General features: G+C 68.2%; 8 protein-coding genes. 7 read left to right on the top strand and 1 reads right to left on the bottom strand.

The genetic code is table 11. The features are described 5' to 3' along the window. Positions 1-56 precede the first annotated feature (56 nt). The 3 genes from ACLJEU_RS26515 (at position 57) to ACLJEU_RS26505 (ending at position 6,691) form a co-directional block, all read left to right on the top strand. Positions 57-3,944 carry a hypothetical protein gene (locus tag ACLJEU_RS26515; protein ID WP_414664608.1) on the top strand — a complete coding sequence of 1,296 codons (3,888 nt, stop codon included), beginning with the start codon at positions 57-59 and terminating at the stop codon, positions 3,942-3,944. A gap of 41 nt (positions 3,945-3,985) precedes the next feature. Continuing rightward, the gene (locus ACLJEU_RS26510; protein WP_414664607.1) at positions 3,986-5,362 is read left to right on the top strand and encodes a 5'-nucleotidase C-terminal domain-containing protein; all 1,377 of its coding nucleotides are present in this window, start codon (positions 3,986-3,988) and stop codon (positions 5,360-5,362) included. Between the two features lie 318 nt (positions 5,363-5,680). After that, positions 5,681-6,691: a lytic transglycosylase domain-containing protein gene (locus ACLJEU_RS26505; protein ID WP_414664606.1), complete on the top strand. Its 1,011-nt coding sequence runs from the start codon at positions 5,681-5,683 to the stop codon at positions 6,689-6,691. Positions 6,692-6,970: 279 nt separating this feature from the next. Here ACLJEU_RS26505 and ACLJEU_RS26500 read toward each other — a convergent pair whose 3' ends face one another. Next, on the bottom strand, positions 6,971-7,621 hold the full coding sequence (locus ACLJEU_RS26500; RefSeq protein WP_414664605.1) for a response regulator: 651 nt from the start codon (positions 7,619-7,621) through the stop codon (positions 6,971-6,973). Between the two features lie 185 nt (positions 7,622-7,806). Here ACLJEU_RS26500 and ACLJEU_RS26495 point away from each other — a divergent pair, with 185 nt between their 5' ends. The 4 genes from ACLJEU_RS26495 (at position 7,807) to ACLJEU_RS26480 (ending at position 12,419) form a co-directional block, all read left to right on the top strand. Further along, positions 7,807-8,610, top strand: a complete 804-nt coding sequence (locus ACLJEU_RS26495; protein ID WP_414664604.1) for a hypothetical protein — start codon at positions 7,807-7,809, stop codon at positions 8,608-8,610. Positions 8,611-8,635: 25 nt separating this feature from the next. Then, the gene (locus ACLJEU_RS26490; RefSeq protein WP_414664603.1) at positions 8,636-9,124 is read left to right on the top strand and encodes a hypothetical protein; all 489 of its coding nucleotides are present in this window, start codon (positions 8,636-8,638) and stop codon (positions 9,122-9,124) included. 83 nt (positions 9,125-9,207) lie between these two features. Continuing rightward, entirely contained in the window at positions 9,208-12,033 is a 2,826-nt protein-coding gene (locus ACLJEU_RS26485; RefSeq protein ID WP_414664602.1) for a response regulator, read from the top strand. Positions 12,034-12,086: 53 nt separating this feature from the next. Then, complete coding sequence (locus ACLJEU_RS26480; RefSeq protein WP_414664601.1) at positions 12,087-12,419, top strand: hypothetical protein; 333 nt, start codon at positions 12,087-12,089, stop codon at positions 12,417-12,419. The last annotated feature ends 90 nt before the right edge of the window (positions 12,420-12,509 follow it).

Below are 12,509 nucleotides of genomic sequence, written 5' to 3'. Positions count from 1 at the left end.
GGTTGGGATTTGCTCGTCATTCACCCCGAAACGCCGCAACAACGACGCCACCTTACATGCGCTTACCCCGTGTCGTGTTGTTGGTTGTGCTGGCGGTGGTCGCCGTCAGCGGATTCTGGCCAAGACGCCCGACTCACGCCCCGCGTCCCGGACCGCTCCCGGTGTTGGTGCCGGGCGAAGCGCCGGAATCGAACGCACTCGCGGACCTCATGCGCGCCGCGGCCGCGGAACGCCGTCAGCTCCTCGAACAGTTTGGCTATGCCCAGGCTTGGAATGAACCGACGCCGCCCGCCGCCTTTGCGGCCTTTCGCGCGTGGAGCGAACGCTTCCGGCAGACGCCTGCGGCCGATCGCGAGGCTTTGGTGGCCGAGGGTGTGGCGCTGGCGCGGACGCGCCGCGAGGCGTTGCAGCGTGTGATGGTGGCCGATCCCCGCCGGGCGCTGGCGCTGGCCGTGCCGGCGGTGGTGCGGCGGGATCTTCCCGCGGTCGTTGCGGCCGAATTGGAAGTGCGGCTGTCAGGCCGCGGGCAGTTGAGCCTCGTGGCCACGACGCCTGCTCCCGACGAACCGGTCGCACCGGTGCCCGTGCGCCGGCGGGTGTTGCTCGGCGGGCAAACGTACACGGCTCACGTCTACGGTCGCCGCGAGCCGCAGACCGCGCTGGCCGGGGTTGCGCTGCACGGCATCGCGATCGATCGGGAGCTCGCGTTGCACGAAAGCCCGTTGCGCGTCCTCGAGCCGGAGGAAATTCCCGCGGGCGAGGCGATGGCGGCGTGCCCGGTGTCGGACCAACCCGTCGCGCCGCTGGCCGCAGGCCTCGGCGTGAACACCGCGGCGCTGACCGTGGCCGAGGTGGCCGGGCGCGTGGTGGAGTTGTGCGACACCGCGCCGGACATGCTGGCCACGTACGCGCGGCAGTTGGAGGCCGGCGAGGACGGATCCGTCAACGTTTCGGCCGCCGGCCCGAGTCGCGCGGCGGAGGCGCCGACGGCGTGGACCACGGGGACGAAGCAGGTGCTCGTCATCCGCGTGGATTTTTCCGACGTGCCCGGCGAGCCGATTTCGCAGCAGGCGGCGCAGTCCGTGATGGATACCGGCGTGCGCCCGCTGTTCGAGGACATGAGCTATGGGCAGACCTCGTTTGTCACCACCGTGACTCCGACCGTCTTCCGGATGCCGCAGACGGCGAGTTCCTATGCGATCGCGGACAACGAGGATCAACTGCACGCGGACGCGCGCGCCGCGGCCGGATCGAGCGGCTTTGATCGCGTGATCGTCGTATTTCCCAACATCGGCACGGGCCGGATTCCAGGTTCGAAAATCACCTTTGGCGGCGAAGGCCTGATCAACGGTGCCAACATCTGGATCAACGGCAGCGGTTCGTTCACGACGGCGACCGTCGCGCACGAACTCGGCCACACCTATGGGCTGCTGCATTCCAATCTGTGGCGCGTCACCGACGCCAATCCGATTTCGCCCGCCGGCACCACGCTCGAGTATGGCGATCCGTTCGACACCATGGGCTCGACGTCCGTGACCAACGTCACGCGCGATGCGCGGCATCATTTCAACGCGTGGCACAAGAACCGGCTCGGCTGGCTGCCGGATGCCGCGGTGACCACGGTCGCGACGAGCGGCACGTATCGGATTTATCGATTCGACAGCCGCAATGCTTCGCGGACCCAGCCGCAGGCGCTGCGCATCTTCAGCGACGGCGTGCGCTGGTACTGGGTGGGACTGCGGCAGAACTTCGCCACCGGCACGCCGCAGGCCAACAGCGCGTATGTGGTCTGGGGCTACAACAACCGCCAGCAAAGCCAGCTGCTCGATCTCACGACGCCGGGCGTGACGGCCACCGACGCGGCGCTGCCGATCGGCTCGACGTTCACCGATGCGGCGCACGGCCTCTCGATCAAGCCGATCGCGCGCGGTGGGGACGAACCCTCGCAGTTTCTCGACGTCGAAGTCACGGTGCCCGCCGCCCCCGCGAGCGTCGTCGCCGCATGGGGCCGCGAGGGCGCGACCTTTTTCTCCGGCAACACCGGACTGCCCGTCACGCCGGAGCCGGAGACGAGCGTGCCGCTCGAGCTCACGGGCGTGCAGGCCATCGCCGCCGGCGATCAGCATGTGGTCGCGTTGAAAACCGACGGCTCCGTGGTGGCGTGGGGCAATCACGGCAGCGGCCAGACCTCGGTTCCCGCCGGCTTGGGCGACGTCGTGAGCGTCGCGGCTGGCGTCGACGTCAGTGGCGTGGTCAAACGCGATGGTACCGTCCAGCTCTGGGGCTCCACCACGGCGGCGCACATAACGCCTCCGGCCGGACTCACGACGGTCACTCGACTTTCAATCGGACGAAATCACGCGCTCGCGTTGAAGGCCGACGGAACCGTGGTGGCGTGGGGCGCCAACAACCTGAGCCAGGCCACGGTGCCGACGGGCCTGGCTGACGTCGTCTCGATCCTGGCGGGCACGGAATTCAGCGTGGCGTTGAAACGCGATGGCACGCTGACCACCTGGGGCAGCACCTTTGGCCGGCCGCCCGCGGGTACGACCGGCATCGCGGCAATCGCGGCCTGCGGCGTGTTCACGGGCGGCCAGTTTGTCGTGGCGCTGCGAACGGATGGCACGGTCACCGCGTGGGGCGCGAACAACGCCGGCCAGACCACGGTGCCAGCGGGACTCAGCGGCGTGGTCGCCGTGGCGGCCGGTGCGTTTCATGCGCTCGCGTTGAAGTCGGACGGCAGCGTCGTCTCCTGGGGCACCGGTTCCGCCACCACCGTGCCGCGCAGTTTGCCGCGGGCGCGCGCCGTCGCGACGTCGGCTTCCGCCAGCTTCGCCGTGATCGGGACCGCGCTTTCGCTTTCGACGCAACCGCGGGATCAGGTGATCGCCGTGGGCGAGACCGCGACGTTTCGCGTGGTGGCGAGCGGAGTCGGCGCCGTGACGTATCAGTGGCGGAAGGACGGCGGGGCAATCGCGGGTGCAACGTCGCCGACGTTCACGATTGCTGGTGCGACCGCCTCGGCGGCGGGCGTGTATGACGTGGTGGTGCGCGACACCCAGGAAACGGTCATCAGCACCGCGGGCCGGTTGACGGTGAACCCGGTGGTGTCGGCCCCGGTCGAAGTCAGCCGCATCGCCAATCTTTCGATTCGCACGCGCGCCGGCACCGGTGCGCAGACACTGATCGTGGGGTTCGTCGTGGGCGGGGCCGGCACCAGCGGCACGAAACCGCTGCTGGTGCGCGGAGTGGGGCCGGCGCTGGCGGGTTTCGGCGTCACCGGTGCGCTGACCAACCCCAAGGTCGAACTTTACAGTGCGACGTCGGTGAAACTGCAGGAGAACGATGACTGGAACGCGACCGACGCGGCCACGTTCTCCCGGGTCGGGGCGTTTGCGCTGCCGGTGGGCAGCCGCGACGCGGCGCTCTACAACGGCGCGATGACCTCTGCGAGTTACTCGGCCCAGCTGTCGGGCGTCGGTGGCACCACGGGTGTCGTGCTCGCCGAAATTTATGATGTCACGGCCGGTGCGGCCTTCGACGTCAGCACGCCGCGGCTGGTCAACGTCTCGGCCCGCGCGCTCAGCGGCACCGGTGGCGATCGCCTGATCGCCGGCTTCGTGATCGCGGGGCCGAATCGCAAGCGCGTGCTGATCCGGGCCATCGGGCCGACGCTCACGGTCTTCGGCGTCACGGGCGTGCTCACCGACCCGGTGCTCGAGCTCTACAACGCCGCCGCGTTGAAGGTGCTCGAGAATGACAACTGGGGCGGGACGGCAGAGCTCACGACGGCGTTTGCCGCGGTCGGGGCGTTTCAACTCACGACGGCGTCCCGCGATGCGGCGATGGTCGCGACCCTGGATCCGGGCAGCTACACCGCGCAGGTCGCCGGCGCCAACGGGGGCACCGGCGTGGCGTTGATTGAGATTTACGAAGTGCCGTAGTGATTTCTTTCCGGTCCCGTGCACGGTGTCGGATGCAAACCATGAACCGCGCGACCTTTTTTATCGGCTTGCTCCTGAGTCTGGCTTCGTTGGCCGGACGTGCGGCCACCACCGGCACCGCGTTGCCCGAGGCGCTGGTCGTGCTGATGGGCGATCAACACTCCGCGTATGAACGCACCGCGCAGTTCGTCGCGCGCGTTGATCGGCTCAAGCAGGAGCATCCCGGTGTGCCGCTCGCGATTCTGATCAACGGCGACTCCTTCGAGTACGGCAACGTCGTTGCGCGGCGGACCGAGGGCGCAATCGATTTCGCGATGTTCGCGGCCCTGGCCCAGCGCGCGCCCACCGTGGTCAACCTGGGCAATCACGAGCCCGATTATTTCGACGTCGCGGAAACGGTCCGGCGGCTCGAAGCCACCGGCGTGAAAGTGATCAGCGGCAATCTGCGCAATCCCGGCACCGGCCGGCCGTATGCGCCGGCCTCGACGCGCGTGAAGCTTGGGGTGCATGAGGCCGTGTTGGTGGGCGTCACCACCGATCGCCTCTCCACGTACCGGCTGGCGATCCGACCGCAGCTCGATCTCGCCGATCCGGTGGTGTGGGCGCGGGAGAACTTTTCCGGACTGCTCGACGCGGCTGCAGGCGGAACGCGTGTGCTCCCGATCGTGCTCAGTCATGCCGGGCTGCGCGCGGACCGCGCGATGCTGCCGCTGGTGCCGGACGGGACGCTCTTCGCCGGCGCGCACGATCATCTGCGCTTCGTGCATCGCGATGGTGGCACGACGTACGTGCACTCGGGCAGTTGGATGGAATTCATGTCGGTCGCGCGGCTCCAGCGCACGGGCAAGGGCCTCGACTGGCGGGTCGAGCAGGTGTCGCTCGGCGCGGACGACGCAGTGGAGCCGCAACTCGCGCAACGCATCCGCGCCACGCTCGCGCAGCACCTGACACCCGAGGAGACGGTCGTGGTCGGACGCACGCCGCGCGCGCTCGGGCCGAGTGCGGCCGCGGCGTTTGCCGTCGATGCGGCGCGAGTGGCGGCGAAGGCGGACGTCGCGCTCGTGGGCGCGACGACCTTTGGCGCGGGCCTGCCGGCGGGCGACGTGTCGCGTTTCGCGTTCGATGCCTGCGTGCGCTTTGACGGTGCGCTGTATGAAGCGGAGGTCGACGGCGCTTGGTTGCAGGCGCTGATCGGGCGTGCGAACCAGGGGCCGGACACGCCCTTTGCCGCGCGGGGCGGAGAGAATCTGCTCGTGGCGGTGCGCGGCGCGATCGAGCCCGGCCGGCGCTATCGTTTTGTGACGACGGACTGGGTCGCGAAGAACGCGAAGACTTATCTGGGCGAAACACCGCCGGCGCTGACCGAGATGCCGGCACTAAAGTTGAAAGCCGCGGTCAGCGCCGCGCTCAACCCGTGAACATGTGCACGCAGAACGTCGACCATGGACGGCGAAAACAACCAATCAGGTGGCCCACGGAACACACGGAACACACGGAAACCGGATTTTCTTCCGTGTATTCCGTGTGTTTCGTGGGCAAAGAAGGTTTGGATGTTGAGGGAGTCACCTCGGCGTCCCGCTCCCTTCGTGTATAATACCAATCGCTCTTTGCCTTTGGACTTTAGCCGTGGCTACGAGCGCCAGCGAGTGGCCGTTCGGCCACTCGCTGGCGCTCGTAGCCATGATCGATCCAGAAGTCCAAAAGCAAGGAGCGATTGGGATAAGAAGACCCAATTCATGTACCAAGCGCGTCGGCGGAGTCTTCAGACGCTGCTCTGGCTCAGCGCGCTTTCCGCGGGTGCCGCGTTTGCGGCGCAACCGGCGCCGCCGTCGTCGGTCGCGGCGGAGAGCGAGGATATGTTTCGGATCGGGCGGGTGCTCTTCGATCATCTCGCGCCGGCCGACATCAAGGCGAAGTACGATTTTCCGACGAAGGAGCGCTGGGATGCGTTTGTCGCGAAGTTCCAGCGCGCGCTCGAGGGCGATTCGCTCAAGGACCTGGCTGATTGTGCGGCCGAGGGGCGGGCGGCGTTGAATGCGTTGCGGATGGTGCCCGGCTACAGCGATCTCGCGGACTGGCTCGAGCAACGCATCGATGCGATCGAGGGCGCGAAACAGGCGCTCTCGTGGCCGAAGCCCAAGCCAGCGCCGAAACCAGCGCCAGCGCCCCCGCCCAAACCGGGTCAGCCGGCACCACCGCCCCCGCCGGTCGTCACGACGACGGAGCCCGTGCCGCACTACGATTTGTGGATGGCGCGCGTGCGCAGCCGGCCCGCGCCGGCGAATGCGGCCACGCTGATGCCGAAGCTGCGCGCGATGTTCGTGGCGGAGGGCGTGCCGCCGGAGCTCGCGTGGCTGGCGGAGGCGGAGAGTTCGCTCAATCCGGTGGCGCGCAGTCCGGTGGGGGCGAAGGGACTTTTCCAGTTCATGCCTGAGACGGCGAAATCGATGGGGTTGTCGACGTTCATGCCCGATGATCGCACGGACCCGGAACGATCGGCGCGTGCGGCGGCGCGTTACCTGAAGATGCTGCACGGCCGGTTTGGCAACTGGGCGCTGGTGCTGGCGGCGTACAACGCCGGCGAAGGCCGCGTCGGTCGCACGTTGACGAAGCTTGGCACGAAGTCCTACACCGCAATCGCCGACTCGCTCCCCGCCGAAACGCGGATGTACGTGCCGAAGGTCTTCGCCCTGATCGCCGTGCGCGCCGCCGTAAGCCCGCATCAGGTCGCCCCGCCGAAACGGTAGTCGGAAACCGGAAACCGGAAACCGGAAACCGGAAACCGGAAACCGGAAACCGGAAACCGGAAACCGGAAACCGGAAACCGGAAACCGGAAACCGGAAACCGGAAACCGGAAACCGGAAACCGGAAACCGGAAACCGGAAACCGGAAACCGGAAACCGGAAACCGACTCGCGCGGTTCGGAAAAATCCGCATTCCGCAATCCGAAATCCGCAATTTTACGCCCGCGTATCCGGTATCCGAATTCCCGTTTCCGGTCTCCGGACTCCAGTTTCCGGTTTCGTCAGGGTGCCTCGATGTGCCCGTGCTTGATCGCGTAGTGGACGAGCTCGGCGGGCTCATGCAGGCCGAGTTTGTCCTTCAGCATCACGAGATGATTCTGGACGGTCTTGCTGCTCAGGCCGAGGCGGCCGGCGAGGATCTTCGGGTTCTCGCCACGGGCGAAGCCGCGGAGCACGTCGCGCTCGCGGGCGGTGAGGTTCACCGCCACGGTCCGGCCCTCGTCGACCATCTTCTCCACGAGGAGCCGCGAGCTTTCGGCGCAGTAATACTTCTCGCCCGCCAGCACGCGCGAAATCGCGGTCCGCAGCGTCGACAGATCCGATCGCTTCATCACGAAGCCGTGCACGCCGAGCGAAACCGCCTCGCGCACGAGGTGCCCCTGCTCGTTCGACGAAATGAACAGCCAGCGCGTGCGCGGCAATTTGGGTCCGGCCTGGCGGACCAGATCGAAACCGCGTCCGTCCGGCAGCATCCAGTCGACGATCGCCAGATCCGGTTTCTCGCGCAGCAACACCGCGCACCCGTCGGCCACCGTCGTGCAGTCAGCCACGAGATTGAGCCCGAGATCCTCGCGCACGAGATGCGCCAGGAGTTGCCGGACCATGGTGTGATCCTCGACGAGGACGACGCGGGCGGAGTTCTTTTCGGGCATGGCTCAATCCTAGCGGAACGGGTCCGCACTATGCCCGGGAAAAAGGGGAAGGGAACCGGGAAATTATCCCGACGCATTTTCGCCCGCTCCCGCGCATTTCGGATCCGGTTTCTGCGACCATGGCGGCGATGATTCTCCAGCTTCCGCTTCTCCGCTTCCGTCATCGCAACGACCGGCTGTCTCCCATGCCCGCTCTCCACATGGAAACGATTTCCCCCCGCCGCCCTCGCGGCTCCGTCGAAGCCACCACGCGATTCGCCGCCTGCCTCCAGCGTCTGTCGGCCGTGGGTTGCCGTTTGGTTGTCACCGCGCCCTCCGACTGGCGCACCTTCGCCCGCGGCCTGCGGCGCTTCCCGGACCGGCGGATCGAGGTCGGCGAACACGGCCAGTGGGAGGCGGCGTATCGCGCCTTCGTCGGTCGCACCGTGGCACCGCACGAGGCCGGAAGCTGGCGCGTCCTGGCGGTCGATCGCGACGATCACGTGATCGGTGCCATCACCGCGCGTTTCTTCTGCGGCGAAGTCGTGCTCGAGCACCTGCACGTGCTGTCGCTGCTGGAATCCACCGGCCCCGTGTTTCGCGAACACTGCGAACTCGCGGTGGGCGACGTCCTGACGGCCTGCGGCCGCCTGCAGCGCACGCCGGCCGAGATCTCCCACTGGGCCGTGGCGCCCGGCTGGCATGCGGCGCTGGTCGCCGTGACGCTCTCGCGCGCCATGGGCGCATTGGTGGCCGCGTTCGACGCGCCCCTGGTGCTGATGGCGGCGGACAACCGGCGCGGCGAGAGTGCGCGACTGATGCGGCTGGGCGGCGCACCGCTCGGGCTCGCGGGCCGTTTCTCGCTCCCGCCCTTTGTGCACCATGCGAGTGGCGCGTGGATCCGGCTGCTGCTCGTGGATGCCCCGACGTTTCACGTCCGGTCCGACTCCGCCCCGGCGGCCGACCTCGCGCTCCTGCGTGAACACGCGGCCATCGTCAGCGTCGCGTGAACGTTCAGCTCACTCCTTTTTCTCCATGACTTCGACTCCGCCGTATCGCCGTCCCTCCTTCATCACGCCGCTGGCTCGCGACGACATCTTCGCCCCCGGGCAGGTGTTCCCGCGCGAGGAACTGGAGCGTCGCGTCCTCTCGGCTTTCTGGCGCGACTGTTGCAGTCCGGCAGGGGCGTCGCGTGCTCCGGCGCCGGTCGTCGAACTTTCGCACCACCTGGCGGACAACGGCCTGGGCCCGCAGCGGGTGCGCGCGTGGTGGCTGCTGAACGACTGCATCATCGAGGATGCCGAGGGGCCGAACTCCGAGCGGCTCCGGCTGTTTTTCGGCACCATCGGCCGCACCGGCATGCTGTGGCCGCGCTATGAGTTCCGCCTCCAGGAGGATCCCTTTCTGGTGGAGATGAGTTTCCACCGCGAGCCGCTCGGGGGCAAAGGCTGCCGGACGCGTCTCGCGCATGAAGCCGACGGCCTGGTGCGAATCGATCAGCACGAGGCCTGGTGGGGCAAGTGAACCGCGCCGCTGATGAAAACCCGCCGCCATTTCACTCTTGGCCCGCAGGTCCGGCCCGGGCATGACCGGGCCACACCCCGCACATGAATCCTGCCCTGCGGTTGCTTGAAGCGTGGACGACGCACCAGGACTATCTGTGGTTTCTGGCGTTGATTGCCTGGGGTGGCGTCATCGGCGCTGAGCTCCCGCGGCGTCAGCGCGAGAATGGCGAACGCAACGGTTGGCTGGTGGTTTTCGCGGCCAGCTGCATGGTGGGCGCGTTGCTGGAGCTGGTGTTGCTGGCGCAGAATCTGACGACGCCGTACACGCGGCTCGACGCCGGCATGGGCGCTGCGCAGGCCTTCGGCACGGGCGCGCTGGCGTGGCGGGCAACGCAGGGCCACCGGTTTCGCGGGAGCTGGCTGGCCGTCACGTGGGTCTTGCTGGCCGCCATGGCGTTCGCGCGGGTGGACGCACCGGAGGAGGCGGGCTGGGTGCTGGCCGCGATTCACGTGGTGACGGTCGCGATGTTGGTTGCGGCGTCGCCGCGGCGGGTGACGCCTCTCGCCGCGGGTCTCCTGTTGCTCCTGCCGATTGTGGCCACGCATGGCCCGTGGGCCTATGCGATCCTGGAAGGGCGCAGCACGACGGATTGGTCGCGCTTTGCCGTCCTGGCGGCGGCCGTGAGCATGGCGGCCGGGATCGTGTTTGCCGCGGCGGCCTGGCGGCGGCGGCTGGATCACGTGGCGAAGGAGCTCCATTCCGCCGAAGCGCTCCGGCGGTCACTGCGCCGCGCGGTGGTGGTGCTGGCCGTCTGGCTTCTGGGCGGATTTTTTCTGGCGGTCTGGTATGGCCGCATGGCGCGTCAGGGCTTCGAGGAAGCACTGCTGCGCCGCGTCGACACGGCGGTGCTGGCGCTGGATGAACGCGCACTCGTGGAGGCGTTGGGGCCGGAGTTGCGCATCACCGCACTGGAGCAGGAGCGCTACCCGAATGGCCGGCCCGTGATGGTGGCGACCGTGCCCCGCACGCAGGCTCCGGTCTACGCGGCGCTTCGCGCGCAGATGGCCCGGGTGCGCAGTCACAATCACGACTTCAGGTACCTCTACATCGCGACGTGGCGCGCCGGACAGCTGCTGGTGCTGAATTCTCTGCCGCGGACCGACAAGGCCATCACGCATGTCGTGCACCACGCGGTGACGCCGGCGGATCTCGAGCGGCTGGCGGCGGGCAGAAGTTTCCTGGAGGGTCCGGTGACGAGTGACGGCTGGTCGCCGCAGTTTTCGGCCAAGGCCGCGCTCCGTCATCCGGATACGAATCAATTGCTTGGCTGGCTGGTGGCGGATGTCGCGGCGACGCGTTGGATGACCACGTTCACCCAGGCGCGGTTGCAGACGATGGCGCTCGTGGCCGCCGGCGTCGGGTTGTGGGCGCTGGCCGTGGCCTACCGGCTGCGCCGCGAAGCGCGTGACGCCGCGGAACAGAAGGCGGCGGCCGCGGCGGCGGCGGATCGGATGAAGAGCGCGTTTCTCGCCAAGGTGAGTCACGAGCTGCGCACGCCCATCCAGAGCGTGCTCGGCTACGGGGAAATGCTGGAGGCGGCAGTCGTGACGGAGACGCACCGCGGCTGGCTGACGGCACTGCGTTCCCATGGCGACATCATGCTCCGCCTGGTCAACGACCTGATCGATCTGGGCGCGCTGCAGAGCGGGGCGTTTCAACTTGAGCCCGGTCCCGTCGAAATCCGGGCGCTGGTCGCCGATTGTACGACGGCGCTCCGGCCGGCTGCGCGGGCGAAGGGACTGGCCTTCGAATGCGACGTGGCGTCGACCGTGCCCGCGTGGGTGCGCGCCGACGGCGTGCGGCTGCGCCAAGTGCTGCTCAACCTCCTGACCAACGCCGTTAAATTCACGCCGTTGGGGCGCGTGCGGCTCGAGGTGTGTGCGGCGCCCGGAGGCGTGATCGAGTTTTTCATTTCCGACACCGGGCCGGGCATCGCGGGCTCGCTGCGGGCGCGGCTGTTTCAACCCTTCGCGCGGCTCGACCCCGCGGCGGGCGGCGGCTCGGGCCTCGGCCTCGCCCTCGTGCAAGGACTCTGCGGTGTCATGGGTGGCAGGGTGCGCCTGGCCGAGAACACCACGGCCGGCGCGACCTTTGTCGTCGAGCTGCCGTTGCCACCGTGCGAGCCGCCGGGCGGAACTCCGATGGTGGCTGAGGACACGACCGATGTGACCGGCTTCGCCGGGCTGCGGATCCTGATCGCCGAGGACAACACCCTTGTGCGGGAGCTGCTCGTGGCGTTCCTGCGGGAACGGGGGGCAGCGGTGACGGTGGCCGTGGATGGGGTGACGGCATTGACGCTGGCCCGGGCGGAGGCGCCTGATGTCCTGCTGCTCGATATCGCCCTGCCGGGCATGGACGGCATTGCCGTGGCGGAGGCGTTGCGGCGGGACGGCCCGGCGCGACTGCGCATCGTCGGCTTGAGTGCGCACGTGGGGCCGCAGGATGAGGCGCGGGCGCGGGCGGCCGGCATGGATGTGTTTCTCTCCAAGCCGGTGCGACTGGCCCAGCTGGCCGAGGTCATCGTGCAGCAGATGCAGGCGCCCGACGATGGCACGGAGCGGATCGCCGACCCGCGGCTGCGCGCGCGGCTGGTTGCCCAATTTAAGCACGAGACGCCCGGAATCCTCGCGGAGATGCGCGAGGCGCTGGCGGCCGCGGATTGGGTCCGGCTGCGCGGTCGGGCGCACTATCTGAAGAACAGCGCCGACGTCCTCGGCGTGAGCGGACTGCAGCGAGCGTGCGACCGTCTGGCCGGGCTCGATCCCTTGCCTGATCCGGCCATGGCGCGGCGGCTGCTCGACGCGGTCGAGGCGGCCATTCCGGCGCGCTTCGCTTCAGCCGTTCAATCTGTGACCGATAGAACCTAACCGGCCGCGCCGGAGACCGTTGCCCGACCCTTTTACTCCAAGCCTGTTCCCACATGCCGAAGAAAAAAACGCTCAAGGCCAAAACCGCCCACCGTTCGAAGTCTGCACCGAAGACGTCTGCGGTCAGGAAAACTGCGCCGAAAAAGGCCACCGCGAAGACGTCTGCTGCCAGGAAGTCTGCCGCCAAGAAGGCCGCGCCCCGCCGCAAGGTGAAGTCGCCGCAGCCCGCGCCGAGAAAGAAGTCCCCGACGCGAGCGCGCTCCGTCTTTGAGAGCAACGAGGCGACGGAGCCGATGCTCGAGGACGATGGCGGTGGCACGATGGATCCGCCGACCAAGGATGGAGACGGCGAGGGCGGCGGTGATCCCGACGGCACCGAGGAATAGTTCTCTGCCGATCGGTTCACGCGACCGTTCGGAACGACTTTGATTTTTCCCGGGGTGCCGAGCGCTGGCCGGCCTGGCCGCGCGGTCGGT

This window comes from Terrisphaera buseokensis (assembly GCF_047521145.2).
In the GTDB taxonomy this organism is placed as follows: Bacteria; Verrucomicrobiota; Verrucomicrobiia; order Opitutales; family Opitutaceae; genus ER46.
Note: the sequence above shows the minus strand (reverse complement) of the source record. Positions and strands in the feature narration are given on the sequence as shown.

What these genes read in the sequence shown, in the direction of transcription:
- ACLJEU_RS26515 (WP_414664608.1), top strand. Translation starts at nt 57, where the DNA reads ATGCGCTTACCCCGTGTCGTGTTGTTGGTTGTGCTGGCGGTGGTCGCC.
- ACLJEU_RS26510 (WP_414664607.1), top strand. Translation starts at nt 3,986, where the DNA reads ATGAACCGCGCGACCTTTTTTATCGGCTTGCTCCTGAGTCTGGCTTCG.
- ACLJEU_RS26505 (WP_414664606.1), top strand. Translation starts at nt 5,681, where the DNA reads ATGTACCAAGCGCGTCGGCGGAGTCTTCAGACGCTGCTCTGGCTCAGC.
- ACLJEU_RS26500 (WP_414664605.1), bottom strand. Translation starts at nt 7,621, where the DNA reads ATGCCCGAAAAGAACTCCGCCCGCGTCGTCCTCGTCGAGGATCACACC.
- ACLJEU_RS26495 (WP_414664604.1), top strand. Translation starts at nt 7,807, where the DNA reads ATGCCCGCTCTCCACATGGAAACGATTTCCCCCCGCCGCCCTCGCGGC.
- ACLJEU_RS26490 (WP_414664603.1), top strand. Translation starts at nt 8,636, where the DNA reads ATGACTTCGACTCCGCCGTATCGCCGTCCCTCCTTCATCACGCCGCTG.
- ACLJEU_RS26485 (WP_414664602.1), top strand. Translation starts at nt 9,208, where the DNA reads ATGAATCCTGCCCTGCGGTTGCTTGAAGCGTGGACGACGCACCAGGAC.
- ACLJEU_RS26480 (WP_414664601.1), top strand. Translation starts at nt 12,087, where the DNA reads ATGCCGAAGAAAAAAACGCTCAAGGCCAAAACCGCCCACCGTTCGAAG.